Annotated in this window: 14 protein-coding genes and 2 tRNA genes; 6 read left to right on the top strand and 10 right to left on the bottom strand. The window is 71.0% G+C overall.

Annotated elements, in window-relative coordinates:
• On the top strand, nt 1-1,011 hold the full coding sequence (gene rsgA, locus NLX94_RS18540; protein WP_254384066.1) for a ribosome small subunit-dependent GTPase A: 1,011 nt from the start codon (nt 1-3) through the stop codon (nt 1,009-1,011).
• A 153-nt stretch (nt 1,012-1,164) separates the two neighbouring features.
• On the top strand, nt 1,165-1,488 hold the full coding sequence (locus tag NLX94_RS18535; RefSeq protein WP_254384065.1) for a multidrug efflux SMR transporter: 324 nt from the start codon (nt 1,165-1,167) through the stop codon (nt 1,486-1,488).
• Here the strand turns inward: NLX94_RS18535 and NLX94_RS18530 are convergent.
• Nucleotides 1,454-2,077 (bottom strand): TetR/AcrR family transcriptional regulator, encoded by a 624-nt coding sequence (locus tag NLX94_RS18530; protein ID WP_254384064.1) that lies wholly within the window; start codon nt 2,075-2,077, stop codon nt 1,454-1,456. The genes NLX94_RS18535 and NLX94_RS18530 overlap by 35 nt on opposite strands.
• Before the next feature lie 133 nt (nt 2,078-2,210).
• On the opposite strand from NLX94_RS18530, the gene hisN reads away from it, so the two are divergent.
• Together hisN and NLX94_RS18520 are read left to right on the top strand one after the other, a co-directional pair.
• Nucleotides 2,211-3,014 carry a histidinol-phosphatase gene (gene hisN, locus NLX94_RS18525; protein ID WP_254384063.1) on the top strand — a complete coding sequence of 268 codons (804 nt, stop codon included), beginning with the start codon at nt 2,211-2,213 and terminating at the stop codon, nt 3,012-3,014.
• A gap of 209 nt (nt 3,015-3,223) precedes the next feature.
• Entirely contained in the window at nt 3,224-3,631 is a 408-nt protein-coding gene (locus tag NLX94_RS18520) for a cyclic nucleotide-binding/CBS domain-containing protein (protein WP_254384062.1), read from the top strand.
• 69 nt (nt 3,632-3,700) lie between these two features.
• Here NLX94_RS18520 and NLX94_RS18515 read toward each other — a convergent pair whose 3' ends face one another.
• Nucleotides 3,701-5,152 carry a catalase gene (locus NLX94_RS18515; RefSeq protein WP_254384061.1) on the bottom strand — a complete coding sequence of 484 codons (1,452 nt, stop codon included), beginning with the start codon at nt 5,150-5,152 and terminating at the stop codon, nt 3,701-3,703.
• A gap of 149 nt (nt 5,153-5,301) precedes the next feature.
• On the opposite strand from NLX94_RS18515, the gene NLX94_RS18510 reads away from it, so the two are divergent.
• Nucleotides 5,302-5,718: a Fur family transcriptional regulator gene (locus NLX94_RS18510; RefSeq protein ID WP_254384060.1), complete on the top strand. Its 417-nt coding sequence runs from the start codon at nt 5,302-5,304 to the stop codon at nt 5,716-5,718.
• A gap of 124 nt (nt 5,719-5,842) precedes the next feature.
• Here NLX94_RS18510 and NLX94_RS18505 read toward each other — a convergent pair.
• The 4 genes from NLX94_RS18505 to NLX94_RS18490 all read right to left on the bottom strand — a co-directional run bounded on the left by NLX94_RS18505 (nt 5,843) and on the right by NLX94_RS18490 (nt 11,141).
• A tRNA-Met gene (locus tag NLX94_RS18505) sits at nt 5,843-5,916 on the bottom strand.
• Between the two features lie 57 nt (nt 5,917-5,973).
• Nucleotides 5,974-7,902 carry a tetratricopeptide repeat protein gene (locus NLX94_RS18500; RefSeq protein ID WP_254384059.1) on the bottom strand — a complete coding sequence of 643 codons (1,929 nt, stop codon included), beginning with the start codon at nt 7,900-7,902 and terminating at the stop codon, nt 5,974-5,976.
• 202 nt (nt 7,903-8,104) lie between these two features.
• A tRNA-Met gene (locus NLX94_RS18495) sits at nt 8,105-8,178 on the bottom strand.
• Between the two features lie 44 nt (nt 8,179-8,222).
• Nucleotides 8,223-11,141 carry a UPF0182 family protein gene (locus NLX94_RS18490; protein WP_254384367.1) on the bottom strand — a complete coding sequence of 973 codons (2,919 nt, stop codon included), beginning with the start codon at nt 11,139-11,141 and terminating at the stop codon, nt 8,223-8,225.
• Between the two features lie 147 nt (nt 11,142-11,288).
• Here NLX94_RS18490 and NLX94_RS18485 point away from each other — a divergent pair, with 147 nt between their 5' ends.
• A complete protein-coding gene (locus tag NLX94_RS18485; protein WP_254384058.1) occupies nt 11,289-11,861 on the top strand; it encodes a PPA1309 family protein in 573 nt (190 codons plus the stop codon).
• Nucleotides 11,862-11,880: 19 nt separating this feature from the next.
• Here NLX94_RS18485 and NLX94_RS18480 read toward each other — a convergent pair whose 3' ends face one another.
• From NLX94_RS18480 to NLX94_RS18465, 4 genes are all read right to left on the bottom strand, one after another.
• Nucleotides 11,881-12,969, bottom strand: coding sequence for a PDZ domain-containing protein (locus tag NLX94_RS18480; protein WP_254384057.1), 1,089 nt, complete (start codon nt 12,967-12,969; stop codon nt 11,881-11,883).
• Between the two features lie 69 nt (nt 12,970-13,038).
• Nucleotides 13,039-13,254 (bottom strand): hypothetical protein, encoded by a 216-nt coding sequence (locus tag NLX94_RS18475; protein WP_254384056.1) that lies wholly within the window; start codon nt 13,252-13,254, stop codon nt 13,039-13,041.
• 106 nt (nt 13,255-13,360) lie between these two features.
• Nucleotides 13,361-13,822 (bottom strand): molybdenum cofactor biosynthesis protein MoaE, encoded by a 462-nt coding sequence (locus NLX94_RS18470; protein ID WP_254384055.1) that lies wholly within the window; start codon nt 13,820-13,822, stop codon nt 13,361-13,363.
• Between the two features lie 158 nt (nt 13,823-13,980).
• A complete protein-coding gene (locus tag NLX94_RS18465) occupies nt 13,981-15,144 on the bottom strand; it encodes an SDR family oxidoreductase (protein ID WP_374683982.1) in 1,164 nt (387 codons plus the stop codon).
• Between the last annotated feature and the right edge of the window lie 72 nt (nt 15,145-15,216).

The following is a 15,216-nucleotide window of genomic DNA, read 5'->3' as shown; positions in this document are numbered from 1 at the left end:
ATGCGCAGGTACGGGAAGCACACCGACGAGGACGACATCCGCCAGCGGCCCAACCCCAAGGGCAACCGGCCGCGTACGAGCATCCGCCCCAAGCACGAGGACGCGGCCGAGGGATTCGTCCTGACCGTGGACCGCGGCCGGCTCACCTGCCTGGTCGAGGACCGTCCGGTGCACGCGATGAAGGCCCGCGAGCTGGGCCGCAAGGCGGCGGTGGTCGGGGACCGGGTCTGGATCGTCGGTGACCTGTCCGGCAAGAAGGACACCCTCGCCCGCATCGTGCGGATCGAGGAGCGCAAGTCCGTCCTGCGGCGCACCGCCGACGACGACGATCCGTACGAGCGCGTCGTCGTCGCCAATGCCGACCAGCTGGCCATCGTGACGGCGCTGGCCGATCCTGAGCCGCGCCCCCGGATGATCGACCGCTGCCTGGTGGCCGCGTACGACGCCGGGCTGGAACCGCTGCTGGTGCTCACGAAGTCCGACCTGACCTCCGCGGACAAGATCCTGGAGATCTACTCGACCTTCGGCCTGAACTACGTGGTCACCAACCGCGAGGAGCTGGCGACGGGTGACGCGGCCGACCGGGTGCGCGAGCACCTGAACGGCCGGATCACCGCCTTCGTCGGCCACTCGGGCGTCGGCAAGACCACGCTGGTGAACTCGCTGGTCGCCGAGGGCCGCCAGCGCGCGACCGGCGTGGTCAACGCGGTGACCGGCCGCGGCCGGCACACCACCACCTCGGCGCTCGCGCTGCCGCTGCCGGACGGGGACGGCTGGGTCATCGACACCCCGGGCGTACGCTCCTTCGGCCTGCACCACGTGGACCCGTCCCGGGTCATCCTGGCCTTCCCGGAGCTGGTGCCGGGGACGGAGGAGTGCCCGCGCGCGTGCAGCCACGACGAGCCGGACTGCGCGCTCGACAAGTGGGTGGAGGACGGCCACGCCGATCCGGCGCGGCTCTACTCGCTGCGCCGGCTGCTGCAGACCCGGGAGCGCCGCGAGGGCGACTGACCGGTCGGGGCTGCTGACCGGTCGGGCGACTGATCGAAGGGTGAACGACCGGCGGGGTTTGCCGTCCCCGATGTCTGGTAAATGCATAATCGCACCAAGTGACGCTCGGGCCCGCCCCGTGGACGCGTCACGTGACGCGGGGAGGCATACGCCATGGCGTGGCTGCTGGTCGTGGTCGCCGGGATCCTGGAAACGGGGTTCGCGGTCTGCCTCAAGCTGTCGCACGGCTTCACCCGGCTGTGGCCGACCATCGCCTTCGCGTGCTTCGCGCTCGGCAGCTTCGGCCTGCTGACGCTGGCCCTGAAGAAGCTGGACGTGGGCCCGGCCTACGCGGTGTGGACCGGCATCGGGGCGGCCGGTACCGCGATCTACGGGATGGTCTTCCTCGGCGATCTGGTCTCCACCCTCAAACTCGTCTCGATCACGCTGGTGATCCTCGGCGTCATCGGGCTCCAGCTCTCGGGCTCGTCCCACTGATCCCGCTGATCCCACTGAGCAGCCGGAGCAGCCCCGCCCGGCCCGGCCCCGGGGGCTCGGCCGGGGCGATCAGGTAGGACAGCGCGAGCCGTACGGCGAGCTCGCACCGCTGGGCCCCTTCCTGCGCCCCCTCCCGCACCCCTCCCCGCAGGGCTCCCTGCGCCTCGAACGCGGTACGGGCCCGCTCGCGGACCCCGCGGATCAGCTCCTCGGGCCCCAGCGCGGGCAGCCCCGGCCGAACCCCGCGGCCGGCCGGGACGGGTAAGTTGCCGTTCCAGCACCCCGTCAGCAGGGCCCGTACGAGGGGCCGCTCCCCTCCCGCGCGCACGGTCCACTCGGCGAGCGCCGCCAGCCGCTCGGCCGGGGCGCCCGGGGAGGCCAGGGCCCGGTCCACCCCGTCGAGGTACCAGGCCGCGTCGCGCCGGACCAGGGCGTGGCCCAGCCCCGTCTTGCCCGCGAACTCGTTGTAGAGGGTCTGCCGCGAGACCCCGGCGGCGGCCGCGACCTCGACCATCCGCACGGCCGGCCACGGGCGCGCCGCGAGCGCGGCTCCCGCCGCTTCGAGCAAGGACTCCCGGGCCGTCGGCACCGTCGCCTCCCCTGTGACGCCTCCGGTCGGCGTCTTGGCCAGAGTTGACGGACCGCCAGGTCCTGTCAAGGGTGCCCGTGCCGCACCGTGGACACTTGTCCCGGCGCCCCGGGGGCCTCGGTAGGGTTCTGGCATGCCCGAGTATGACGATGACCTGCGCCTTGCCCTCGAACTCGCCGACGCGGCGGACGCCGCCACGATGGAGCGGTTCCGCGCCCTCGACCTGAAGGTCGAGACCAAGCCCGACATGACCCCGGTGAGCGAGGCCGACACCGCCACCGAGGAGGTCATCCGCGCCGGGATCGCCGCCGCGCGGCCCGGCGACGCGATCCTGGGCGAGGAGTACGGCCTCAAGGGCGACGGCCCGCGCCGCTGGGTCGTGGACCCGATCGACGGTACGAAGAACTACGTGCGCGGCGTTCCGGTGTGGGCGACGCTGATCTCGCTCATGGAGGAGCAGGCCGACGGCGAGTTCCGTCCCGTCGTCGGCGTGGTGTCCGCACCGGCGCTGGGCCGCCGCTGGTGGGCGGCGCGCGGCCGGGGGGCGTACGCGGGCGGCGCGCTCGGCGAGACCACCCCGCTCGGCGTCTCCAAGGTCGCCACCCTGGGCGACGCCTCCTTCGCCTACTCCTCGCTGAGCGGCTGGGAGGAGCAGGGACGGCTGCCCGGCTTCCTGGACCTGACCCGCGCGTGCTGGCGTACGCGGGGCTACGGCGACTTCTGGCCGTACATGATGGTCGCCGAGGGCTCGCTCGACCTGTGCGCCGAGCCGGAGCTGAACCTGTGGGACATGGCGGCCCTGGCGGTCGTGGTGGAGGAGGCCGGCGGCCGCTTCACCGGCCTCGACGGGGTCGACGGCGTGCACGGCGGCAACGCCGCGGCCTCGAACGGGCTGCTGCACGCGCAGATGCTGGACCTGCTGCGCCCGCGCGGCTGACGCGTACGGGACGGGCGCGCGCCGCCGTGGCGGCGCGGCCTGCGCCCGCGGGCGCCGAAAGCGCCCCTCACGCGCCTCCTTGCTGGCATCCCGTGTGCGTGGGAATCTGAGACTCCCCCCGCTTGTGCGCTTGTGAAGGGCTTCTCTAAGTGCGGCCCTTCGGGCGCACCCACCCAAGCGGGGGGACTCACCAGGAGGTGGCTCTCTTCATGCTCGTCCGCGACGCCATGAGCACCGTGATCCTCACCCTCGGACCCACTCACACCCTGCGGCAGGCGGCCTGCCTGATGTCCGGCCGGCGCGTCGGCGCGGCCGTCGTCCTCGATCCCGAGCACAGCGGGATCGGCATCCTGACCGAGCGCGACATCCTCAACTCGATCGGCGCGGGCCACGATCCGGACCGGGAGTCCGTGGGCGCGCACACCACCAACAACGTGGTCTTCTGCACCCCCGACGCCACCGTGCAGGAAGCCGCCGAGGCGATGGCCCACGGCGGCTTCCGCCATCTGATCGTCCTGGAGCACGGCGGACCGGTGGGCATCGTGTCGGTGCGCGACGTCATCCGCTGCTGGGTGCCGGCGCGGCGCACCACCGTGCCCGCCTCCGTGTCCGCGTAGGAACGGCCGACGGGCCGGCACCCCCTCGCGGGGGAACCGGCCCGTCGGCCTGCTACGGCAAGGCGTCGATCAGGCGCGGAGGGCCTGGACCGCGGCCTCCAGACGCTTGCCGAAGTCACCGTCCGCCTGGCGGAAGTTGTTGATCGCACGCTCGACGATGTCGTCGCGGGAGACCTTGGCGATGAAGCCGGACAGGTTCTCGATCAGACGGGTCTTCTCGTCCTCCGAGTACAGGCGGTAGAGGTTGCCCGCCTGGACGAAGTCGTTGTCCTCGGAGTGCGAGGGCGCGGCGTGGTTGCCCGTGCCGCCGGTGACCGCGGAGGAGACCCACAGCGGGCGGTCGATCTGGTGCGGGCCGCCGAAGCTGTTCGGCTCGTAGTTCTTCGCACCCTTGTGGCGGCCGTCGTACAGGTAGCCGTCACGGGAGTTGGTGCGCGCCTCGGTGGCGTGCGGACGGTTCACCGGCAGGTGGTCGGCGTTGATGCCGACGCGGTAGCGGTGGGCGTCGCCGTAGCCGAAGAGACGGCCCTGGAGCATCTTGTCCGGGGACGGACCGATGCCGGGGACGAAGTGCGCCGGGCTGAAGATCGACTGCTCGACCTCGGCGAAGACGTTCTCCGGGTTGCGGTTGAGCTCCAGCTTGCCGATCTCGATCGGCGGGTAGTCCTCGTGCGGCCACACCTTGGTGAGGTCGAACGGGTTGAAGCGGTACTCGGCCGCCTCGGCCGCCGGCATGATCTGGACCTGCACGGTCCAGGACGGGAACTCGCCGCGCTCGATGGACTCGCGCAGGTCGCGCTGGTGCGAGTCGGGGTCCTCACCTGCGAGCTGGTTGGCCTCGGCCTGGGTGAGGTTCTTGATGCCCTGGTCGGTCTTGAAGTGGTACTTGACCCAGAAGACCTCGCCGGCCTCGTTGTTCCACTGGAACGTGTGCGAGCCGTAGCCGTTCATGTGGCGGTAGGTCGCCGGGATGCCGCGGTCACCGAACAGCCAGGTCACCTGGTGGGTGGACTCGGGCGACAGACCCCAGAAGTCCCAGACGTTGTCCGCCTCCTGCGAGCCCGTGTACGGGTCGCGCTTCTGGGTGTGGATGAAGTCGGGGAACTTGATGGCGTCCTTGATGAAGAACACCGGGGTGTTGTTGCCGACGAGGTCGTAGTTGCCCTCTTCGGTGTAGAACTTCAGGGCCCAGCCGCGGGGGTCGCGCACGGCGTCGGCGCTGCCGAGGTTGCCCGCGACGGTGGAGAACCGCAGGAAGGTCTCGGTCTCCTTGCCGACCTCGGACAGGAACTTCGCACGGGTCCACTGCGAGACGTCACGGGTCAGCGTGAAGGTGCCGTACGCACCGGCGCCACGGGCGTGCACCACGCGCTCCGGGATGCGCTCGCGGTTGAAGTGCGCAAGCTTCTCCAGCAGCAGCTGGTCCTGGACCAGAACGGGTCCGCCGATGCCGGCCGTCTCGCTGTTCTGGTTGTCAGCGACCGGAGCTCCGGCCTCCGTGGTGAGCGGTCCCTGCGTCACTTTGCGCCTCCTGCGTAAATTTGCTGCAAACCTGTCCTACGCCCTAACGTAACCGATCCTACGATGGACTTTGTCTAAGTCAAGTAAGCATCCAACTCAACACACGTTCGGGAGTTACACCGAATCCCCTCGCTGTTAGGCTGGCGTGTATGAGTGACCTGCTGGAACGACTTCGCGGACGCGGATGGCGCATGACCGCACAGCGGCGCGTCGTGGCCGAGGTGCTCGACGGTGACCACGTTCACCTGACGGCCGACGAGGTGCACGCGCGCGCTGTGGACAGGCTGCCGGAGATCTCCCGCGCGACCGTCTACAACACCCTGGGCGAGCTCGTCACCCTGGGCGAGGTCCTGGAAGTGTCCACGGACCGGCGCGCCAAGCGGTACGACCCGAACGCCCACCGCCCCCACCAGCACCTGGTGTGCGCCCAGTGCGGGGCGATCCGGGACGTGCACCCCTCGGGCAACCCGCTGGCCGACCTGCCGGACACGGAGCGCTTCGGCTTCACGGTGTCGGCGGTCGAGGTCACGTACCGCGGTGTCTGCCCGAACTGCGCCGGGGCCTGACAAACGCAGAAGAGGCCTGGCACTCATCGAGTCCCAGGCCTCTTCTGCGTGTCGCATACGACTGTGATATCTCAGAAATGACCGAAGGCCCGGATCCAGGGGATCCGGGCCTTCGAGCCTTCAGTAGCGGGGACAGGATTTGAACCTGCGACCTCTGGGTTATGAGCCCAGCGAGCTACCGAGCTGCTCCACCCCGCGTCGGTAAACCTGACTCTACGCGAGCACGGCGAGCAGATGCAAATCGGTTAACGGACGCTACGCGGAGAGCTCCTCCGCCAGGGCGTCGCGCAGCCGGGCCGCCCGCTCGGAGACCTCGGCCGGGCCCAGTTCCATGGCGCGCACGCACCACTTCTGCCCCTCCGTCAGGTCTCCCTGCCGGGCGGCGAGCAGCCCCAGCCGCAGCGCCGCCCGCCCGTGCCCGGCCACCGCCGCGCGGGTCCACCACAGCGCCGCCTCGGGCTCGTTGCCCTCGCGCGCCAGCAGCAGCCCCAGGTTGAAGGCGCCGTTGCGGGAGCCGGCCTCCGCCGCCTCCCGGTACCACCGCGCCGCGGCCCCCAGCTCGCCCCGAGCGGCGGCCAGCATGCCGACCCGGACCTGCGCACGCCGGTGTCCCAGCTCCGCGGCCCGCTCGTACCACTCCTCGCTCTCGGTGCGCGCGGCTCCGCCCACCGGCTCGCCCAGGGCCACCGGCTCCGGCGGCGGGGCCAGCGACTCCAGCAGCGCGGCCAGCCGGAAGGCGGCCTCGGCGCTGCCGCCGCCGGCCGCGCAGCGCAGGTGCCGTTCCGCCGCCCGCTCCTCGCCGTCGCGGACCAGCGCGATGCCGACCTGGAGCGCCGCGTCGGTGTGCCCCGCCGAGGCGGCCCGCTCGTACCACTTCAGGGCCGTGCGGTCCTCGTCCCGGCTGGCGAACAGGATCCCGAGGTTGAAGGCGGCGTCCACGCTCCCCGCCTCCGCAGCCTTCGAGAACCACGGCTCGGCGCCCTCCGCGTCACCGCCCTGCAGCAGCAGGATGGCCAGCGCGTTGGCCGCCTCGCGGTGTCCCGCGTACGCGGCGCGCCGGTACCACTGCTCGGCCGGGCCGGTCCGCTCCTGGGCGGCGCAGAGCAGCGCGAGGTTGTAGGCCCCGTTCTGGTCGCCCGCGTCCATGGCGGCCCGGTACCACTTCTCCGCCGTCTGGGTCTCGCCGCGCGCGGCGTGCAGGGCGCCGAGCGCGTTCGCCGCGTTGCCGTCGCCGTCCTGCGCGGCCCGCAGCCACCAGGTGGCCGCGTTCTCCTCGTCACCGGCGTCGCGCAGCAGGAAGCCGAGGGCGCAGGCCGCCCGCGCCTCGCCCTGCTTGGCGGAGGTCAGGTACCAGCGGCCGGCCTCCTTCAGCTCCCCGCGGGCCTCCAGCAGCGCGCCCAGGTGCAGCCCGGCGCGCCGGTGGCCGCGCGCGGCGGCCTGCCGGTACCACTGCTCGGCCTCGGCCGGGTCGCCCTTCCTCAGGTGCCGGGCCAGCCGGTACGCGGCCTCGCGGTGCCCCTGCTCCGCGGCGGCGCGGAACCAGCGCTCGACACCCTTGTCCCCGCGGTGCTCCAGCAGGTCGGCGAGGCCGTAGGCGCCCAGGGCGTGGCCGGATTCCGCCGCCTGGCGCATCCAGTACTCGGCGGCGGGCTCGTCGCCCCGCTCGCGGTAGTGGCGGCCCAGGGCGTGCGCGGCGGGGGCGGATCCGGCCACGGCGGCCACGCGCCACCAGCCCGCGGCCTCCTCGGGGTAGCCGCGCTGGTGCAGCAGGACGCCCAGGTTGTTCGCGGCCGCGCGGTCGCCCGCCCCGGTCGCCCCGCGCAGGTACGGCTCGGCTCCCGCGAGGTCGCCGCGGCGCAGCAGGAGGGCTCCGAGCACGCTCATCGCGCCCGGGTCCCCCTTGTCGGCGGCGACCCGGTGGCGGGCCTCCAGGGCGACGTCGTCGGCCGCGCCGGTCAGCGCGAAGACCGCGTCGTCGAACAGCTCGTCAACCGACACGTCTGACACGCCCGACACGTCCGGCGTGGTCGGCGCCGCGGCCGTGGTCCGTACGCCCCGCGTGGTCATCGCGGTCCGCACGTCAACGGCCTGAGCCGCCCCATCGGCCTCCGCATCCGCTTCGGAGTCCGCCCTCACAAACCGCCCTGTCTCCAGCAGAGTTGACCTGTCCCCCATAAATCCCATCGTCGCATCACCTGCTACCCGCGTACACCTGGTATGTCGCAGCCAGTGAGGTCACTACAGCGTTTTGTCGACATGCCCACAGAGAGACAAGTCAAACACGCTCACACCCCAACTCACCCACCCCAGTGACCCCGCGTCGGCGAAAAGTTCGATCGGGCATGACGAAGGCCCGGATCCATCGGATCCGGGCCTTCGTCTTCAGTAGCGGGGACAGGATTTGAACCTGCGACCTCTGGGTTATGAGCCCAGCGAGCTACCGAGCTGCTCCACCCCGCGTCGGTAAACCAACAGTAGCACGACGCGGGGTGGAACCATTACCGCTATCCGGTGGGCGTGGACGTGGGTGCGGGCGTGGACGCCGGTGTGGACGCGGGCGCCGGCGCCTTCGCCTCGGCGTCGATCGCCCGCTTCAGCGCGGCCTGCAGATCGCTCTGCGCCTTTCCGTACGCCGCCCAGTCGCCGGCCTTGAGCGCCTTGTCGGCGTCCTCGACCGCCTTCTGCGCATCGGCCAGGGCCGCCTTGACCGTCGGGTCCTGGCTGGTCGGCGGCGGGGTCGTCCCGTCGCCCGGCGGGGTGGTCCCGTCGCCCGGGGGCGTGGTCGCCGATTCGGCCCCGAACACCACGTTCAGCGCCTTCTCGAGCGTGTCCTCGAAGGCCGTCTGGTCCCCGTAGGTCACCAGGACCTTCTTCAGCAGCGGGTACTTGAGGCCGCCGCCGCGCACGTACACCGGCTCGACGTAGAGCATTCCCTTGTCGAGCGGGACCGTGAGCAGGTTGCCGTACTCCACCTGGGAATCGCCACGGCTCAGGATGTTGATCTCCTGGGCGATCTCCGGCTTGGAGTTGAATCTCGCCTGGACGAGCTTCGGGCCGTCCACCGGGTTCTGGGTGGGCAGCTTCAGCAACTGGATCTTGCCGTAGTCCGCGGTGGTGGGATCGGCGTTGACCGCCATGAAGGCGCTCAGGTTGTCCCTGCCGTTCGGCGTGAGCGTCGTGGTGAGGGAGAAGGCCTGGTTGGGGTCCTTCTGGCCCGGCATCTTCATGGAGAGGTAGTACGGCGGGACCGCCGTCCCCGCCTTGGTGGTCGGGTCGTCCGGCACCGCCCAGACCTCGCTGCCGCTGAGGAAGGTCTGCGGGTCCGTGACGTGGTAGCGGGTCAGCAGCTCACGCTGGACCTTGAAGAGGTCCTGCGGGTAGCGCAGGTGCTCCATCAGGGTCGGCGAGATCTCCTTCTTGTCCTTCACCGTGCCGGGGAAGGCCTTCATCCACGTCTTGAGGACCGGGTCCTTGGTGTCCCACTGGTACAGCTTCACCGTGCCGTCGTAGGCGTCGACGGTGGCCTTCACGGAGTTGCGGATGTAGTTGACCTGGTTCTCCTGCGCGACCACGGCGCGCTGGGAGTTGGTCAGCGAGTCCGCCGTCGTGTCCCCGAGCTGGGTGCGCGACGCGTAGGGGTAGCCGTTGGTGGTGGTGTAGGCGTCCACGATCCACTGGACCCGGCCGTCGATCACCGCCGGGTACACGGCTCCGTCGATCGTCAGCCACGGGGCGACCGCCTCGACCCGGGCCTTGGGCGTGCGGTTGTAGAGGATCTTCGACTTGTCGTCGATGGCCCCGGAGTAGAGGATCTGCGGCTCGCTGAAGGCCAGGGCGTACGCGGCGCGGTTGACCGGGTTGCCCAGGCTCACCCCGCTGTCGCCCTGGTAGGTGGTCTCCTTCTCGCCCGAGTCGTTGGCGTAGTCGAGCTCCTTCTGCGGTCCGCCGACGATCGAGTACTGCTTCGTCTGCTCGCCGTAGTAGATCCGCTGCTCGTACTTTCCGAGGTCGCCCGTGGCCGGCAGGCCGGACTCGGTGAACACCGGCTCCCCGTTCGCGGTCACCTCGGTGCCCTTGGCCGCGACCACGCCGTATCCGTGGGTGTAACGGAAGTGGTCGTTGATCCAGTTGTTCTTCGGGATGCCCGCGAGGTTGATCTCACGGAGCCCGATGACCGTGTCCTGGCCCTTGTACCGGTCGACCGCCAGCGTGGCCGGGAAACCGTAGTAGCCCTTGTTCTGCTGGAGCTGCTGGAAGGCCGGGGACACGATGTTCGGGTCGAGCAGGCGGATGCTCGCCGTGGAGTTGGCGTCCTGGCGGAGCTTCTTCTTGTCCGCCTTGGGGTCCGGCAGGCCCGGGTAGTCCGTGACCGAGGCGTCGGCGACCCCGTAGGCGTCGCGCGTCGCCTTGATGTTCTTCTGGACGTACGGGGATTCCTTGGCCTGCTCGTTCGGCTGGACCTGGAACTTCTGCACGATCGCCGGGTACAGCCCGCCGATCAGGATCGCCGAGAGCACCATCAGGCCGAAGCCGATGACCGGGAGCTGCCAGGTGCGGCGCCACAGCGTCGCGAAGAACAGCACCGCGCAGATCGCCGCGATGGCGACGAGGATGGTCTTGGCCGGCAGGTACGCGTTCGCGTCGACGTAGCGCAGGCCGGTCCAGTTGTCCGCGGCCTTGAAGTCGCTGGACTTCACGGCGAGGCCGTACCGGTCGAGCCAGTACGCGACCGCCTTGAGCGTGACGAAGAGGCCGAGCAGCACCGACAGGTGGCCGGTCGCCGCGGCGGTGGCCCGCGCACCGGGGCTGGTGACGCGCAGTCCCCCGTAGAGGTAGTGCACGACGGCGGCGGCGATCACCGAGAGCACGACGGCGGCGAAGCCGAAGCCGAGCAGGAAGCGGTACCAGGGCAGGTCGAAGGTGTAGAACGACACGTCCAGGTTGAACTGGGGGTCCTTCTGGCCGAAGGGCACCCCGTTCACGTACATCAGCCAGGTCTTCCACTGGCCGGCCGCCGAGGCGCCCGCGATCAGGCCGACCAGGGCGGAGATGCCGAGCAGCAGCCACTTCCGGTACGGCGCGACGGTCATCCGGTAGCGGTCGAGGCTCTGCTGCTCCATCGACATCGCGCTGAGCGGCGGGCGCAGCCGGTGGGCCAGCCAGATGTTCAGCCCGACGGCACCGGCCATCAGGAGACCGAAGACGGCGAAGAGGCCGACCTTGGTCCACAGGGTGGTGGTGAAGACGGAGGAGTAGTCGACGGAGCGGAACCAGAGCCAGTCGGTCCAGAAGCCGGCGAACATGATGAACGCCATGGCCAGGACGGCCAGCACGCCCAAGGTCATCAGAAGAGTCCGGGCGCGCCGGGACGGGCGGCCGACTCTCATCCGTGGCCCGGAGGGGCCTCCGCCGCGGTCCGGCATCTGGAAAGCCAAGGTGCGCACCTCGAAAGTCGCTGTGTGTAAGTGATGCTGAGATTTTTCAAAGCATGGGCCCCCGATCGTAGAGCCCACTCATGCAACTTACTGAGGCTTTAGTCAGTTCCCGGTATCCGGGGGAAAGGAGGCAGGATGTTGCCCATGTCCAACCTTTCGCCGTCCCCCGGCACCCCTATGGCGGCAAGCCCGCTGACCCGTGCCGTCCTCGAAATCGACGAGTACGCCTCCACCCTCGGCTGGGACAAGCCCGCCCGGCTCTTCGCCCTGGTCGACACGGCCAGGCTGCGCAAGGAGGCGCCGGGCGTCGCGCGCCAGCTCGGCCTCGACCAGGACGACACGGGCAAGAACCAGCTCACCCCGATCGAGCAGGACGAGGTGCCGGCCGGCACCCCGCTGGACAAGTTCCTGGGCACCATCGCCTGGCCCGACTCGATCCTCGGCTGCGCGCTGACCGTGGAGCGGCTTATGCTGCCGCCGTCCGCCGAGTCCTCCGTACCGGAGGGGCTCACCGACAAGCAGCTCGCCAAGTGGGTCGCCGGCCACCCGGAGCGCCAGGAGGTGCGGCTGACCGTGGGCGTCCTGCGCGACGGATCGCGGGAGTCGGCCGTACGACTGCGGGACAAGGACTCGGCGAACGAGGTGCTGACCGGCGCGACGCTGGTGCCGGGGCTCGCCGAGGCGCTGGCCGCGACCTTCCTCGACTAGCTCGTGGGTATCGACACGGTCAGGGCTTGGCGCACTGCGTCAGCCCGGCCGTGTCCCCCTTGCTGATCTTCTCCAGCGCCTTCACGGCGTCGTCGATGGTGGAGACCTTCACCAGCGTCAGCCCGTCGGGCACGTCGCTCGCGGCCGAGGCGCAGTTCTCGGCGGGCGTCAGGAAGTACTGGGCGCCGGCCTGGCGGGCGCCGATGGTCTTCATCTGGATGCCGCCGATCGGGCCGACCTTGCCCGTGTCGTCGATGGTGCCGGTGCCGGCGATGAACTTGCCGCCGGTCAGGTTCTCGGGCGTGAGCTTGTCGACGATGCCGAGCGCGAACATCAGACCGGCGCTGGGGCCGCCGACGTCGGCGAGCTTGATGTCGATGGTGAACGGGAAGGTGTGGTCGGTGCCGGCCCGGATGCCGACGACGGCGTGACCGTCGCCCTCCGCCTTGCCGGCGGTGATCGTGACCTTCGTCGTGCCGGTGGGCTCGCGCTGCGCCTTCTCGGCCTCGGCCGCCTCGGCGGCGGGCACGATGGTGAACTCGACCGGCTCACCGGGCTTGTGCTTGGTGACCAGCTTGGCCACGTCCTCGGGAGCGTTGACCGGGGTCCCGTCCACGGCCTTGATGACGTCCCCGGCGTGCAGCTTGCCCTCGGAGGGGCTGCCCTTGACCACGGAGGCGACGATCACGCGGGCGGTCACCGGGATGCCGAGCTGCTTGAGGGCGGCCACCTTGGCGCTCTCCTGCGACTGGCTGAACTCCTCGGCGTTCTCCTGCGTGGACTCCTGCTCCGTCTTGCCGTCCGGGTACAGGTTCTCGTGCGGGACGACGATGTTGTCGCCCGCCGCCCAGCCGTACACGGCCTCCAGCAGGTTCATGTCGTAGTCCGCGCCGGTGACGCGGACCGTCGTCATGTTCAGGTGCCCGGTGGTCGGGTACGTCTTGTGCCCCGAGATGTTCAGGACGGGCTCGCCGTGCGAGTCCCCGAGCGTGTTCACGGTCGGGCCCGGGCTCATCTCGGAGTACGGGGCCTTCATGAACACACCCACGCAGAGCAGCGCGAAGAGCATGAGGGTGGAGGCGAGCATCGTCGCAGTGCGGCGTGGCATGAATCGACAGTACGTGACGGCCCTGACGAGCGGCCCCCGGGGCCGGTCCGTACGGGGCCCGGCAACTTGTCACACGGAGTCGACGGTGTCCTTCTTCCGCTGCGCGCCGGCGTCCGCCTTCGCCGCCCCGCCGGGTCCGCTCTGGCCCATGGCCTCACGGAACCGCGCGTAGCCCGCGAGCTCGGATATGTCGCCGGCGGTGCGGTCGCGTGCCGCCCAGCTGCCCCATATCGCCGCTCCGATCGCGGCGAACAGCGGAATCAGCAACCACGCCAAAGACGCCATGGGCGTGTCTCCCTACCCCGAAGTACGTGTTGTTGGTGGCTTCAACGCTGCTGCCCGGGAGGGGGTTACGCAAATCGAGGGCGTGTTGCGCGTCCGAACGGGGCAATCAGCAGGCCCCGACCCACTCCTCGGTGCCGTCCGCGAAGGTCTGGTGCTTCCAGATCGGGACCTCGTGCTTGAGGTCGTCGATCAGCATCCGGGCGGCCTCGAAGGCCTCGCCGCGGTGCGGGCAGGACACGGCGACGATCACCGCGAGGTCGCCGACGGCCAGGTCGCCGATGCGGTGGACGGCGGCGAGCGCGCGGACCGGGTACTTCTCCACGACGCGCTCGGCGACGCGGCGCATCTCCGCCTCCGCCGAGGGGTGGCAGGAGTAGCCGAGCTGGTCGACGTCCGCCCCGCTGTCGTGGTTGCGCACCGTGCCGACGAAGAGCGTCGTGCCGCCCGTCGCATCGTCGCCGACGGCCTGGAAGACCTCGTCGATCGAGAGCGGGGTCTCACGGATTTCGAGCAGCCGGATCGGGTCCGGAGCGGCGTGCTCGCCGGGGTGGTCGAAGTGCGGTGCCATACCTTCCATCGTGCCCTAGCCGCCGACCCGGCGGAATAGCAGTTTCACCAGGGCGGCGCCGCAGCCCTTGGGAGCCTCCTACAGAAGGCCGGCCGCATTCAGCCCCGCCGGCGTTCGAGGCGCGGGGGTCCGGGGGCCGCGCCCCGAGCCCGCCGGGGTCAGATGCCCCGGCGGCGGCGCGCTGCGCGGATCGCGGCGGCGGCGCCGAGGAGCGCGACCGTCGCGCCCGCGGCACCCGCGGCCGTGGCGTCCTTGCGGCCCAGGCGGCGCCCCGCGACGGTGTGCCGGCCCGCGACCTCCTGGAGGAGCTCCGCCAGCACCTCCTCGTTGGTCCAGCGCGGCCGCCAGCCCGCCGCGTGCAGCCCGCTGACGCTGACCACCCACGGGTGCATCGTGTACGCGAGGTCCCCGGCCGGGGACGGGGTGAGGCCGATGCGGTGCAGCCGGGCCGCCGCGCCCAGGGCCACGGCCGAGGGGAGCTCCATGCGGCGGATGCCGCTCAGCTCCTCGACCTCCTCCTGTTCGAGCCAGCCCTCGCAGCCGACCGCCAGCTCTCCTTCGACCTTCTCCAGGGCCGCGTACTCCAGCGCGCTGACCAGGTCCTCGACGTGGCAGAACTGCCAGGTCGGGCGGGAGCCCGCCACGACCAGCAGCCTCGGCGACTCGAAGTAGCGGGTAAGCGCGGTGTCCGTGCCGCCGACCAGGACCGCCGGGCGGACCACGGTGACGTTCAGGCCGGGGTGCGCGCGCGGCGCCCGGCGGCCCAGCCGCTCGATCTCCAGCAGGTCGCCGACGCCGGTGGCCTCGGCGGTGGCGCGCAGCTCGGCGTCCTCGGAGAGCGGGATGTCGTTGTCCGGCAGGGCCCCGTAGACCATGGCCGAGGTGCAGAGCACGACCCGGTGCACTCCGGCCGCGGCGGCGGCGGTGAGTACGGTCTGGGTCCCCCGCACGTTGTAGGCCGTACGGGCCGCCGGGTCCGTCTCCAGGTCGAGGTCGAGGGCCAGGTGCACCACGACGTCCGTGCCGCGCAGCTTCTCCGCGATCGCGGGGTCCCGTACGTCCAGCAGGTGCCACTGGGCGTCGGCGCACTCCCCTCGCCGCTCGTCGATCGCGACGACCTGCTTGACCTCCTCGGACGCGGCCAGCCTGGCCACCAGGGCCGCTCCGACCCCCGAGGCGGCGCCGGTCACGGCGATCACGGGGCCTCGGCGCGCGGAACCGCCCGGGTTTCGCGTCCGGCGAACGCCCTGGGCGTCCTCGCCGTGCTCAGGGCGGTTTTCCGGGCCCTGCTCGTCCAAAGCGTGCGGATCTGGGGAACTCACCAGGCGTCTCCAGCGGTTGTCTTCAGTAGGGACGCGCCGTGGCGCGCACCCACCAGTCGATGTCCATCCTGC

This window comes from Streptomyces sp. TBY4, from assembly GCF_024213195.1.
GTDB lineage: Bacteria > Actinomycetota > Actinomycetes > Streptomycetales > Streptomycetaceae > Streptomyces.
This window is presented reverse-complemented; position numbering and strand designations above follow the sequence as displayed.

Coding starts and splice junctions, on each gene's coding strand:
- NLX94_RS18535 (WP_254384065.1), top strand. CDS start 1,165: ATGGCGTGGCTGCTGGTCGTGGTCGCCGGGATCCTGGAAACGGGGTTC.
- NLX94_RS18485 (WP_254384058.1), top strand. CDS start 11,289: ATGTTGCCCATGTCCAACCTTTCGCCGTCCCCCGGCACCCCTATGGCG.
- NLX94_RS18510 (WP_254384060.1), top strand. CDS start 5,302: ATGAGTGACCTGCTGGAACGACTTCGCGGACGCGGATGGCGCATGACC.
- rsgA (WP_254384066.1), top strand. CDS start 1: ATGCGCAGGTACGGGAAGCACACCGACGAGGACGACATCCGCCAGCGG.
- NLX94_RS18475 (WP_254384056.1), bottom strand. CDS start 13,254: ATGGCGTCTTTGGCGTGGTTGCTGATTCCGCTGTTCGCCGCGATCGGA.
- NLX94_RS18470 (WP_254384055.1), bottom strand. CDS start 13,822: ATGGCACCGCACTTCGACCACCCCGGCGAGCACGCCGCTCCGGACCCG.
- hisN (WP_254384063.1), top strand. CDS start 2,211: ATGCCCGAGTATGACGATGACCTGCGCCTTGCCCTCGAACTCGCCGAC.
- NLX94_RS18490 (WP_254384367.1), bottom strand. CDS start 11,141: ATGCCGGACCGCGGCGGAGGCCCCTCCGGGCCACGGATGAGAGTCGGC.
- NLX94_RS18480 (WP_254384057.1), bottom strand. CDS start 12,969: ATGCCACGCCGCACTGCGACGATGCTCGCCTCCACCCTCATGCTCTTC.
- NLX94_RS18520 (WP_254384062.1), top strand. CDS start 3,224: ATGCTCGTCCGCGACGCCATGAGCACCGTGATCCTCACCCTCGGACCC.
- NLX94_RS18500 (WP_254384059.1), bottom strand. CDS start 7,902: ATGGGATTTATGGGGGACAGGTCAACTCTGCTGGAGACAGGGCGGTTT.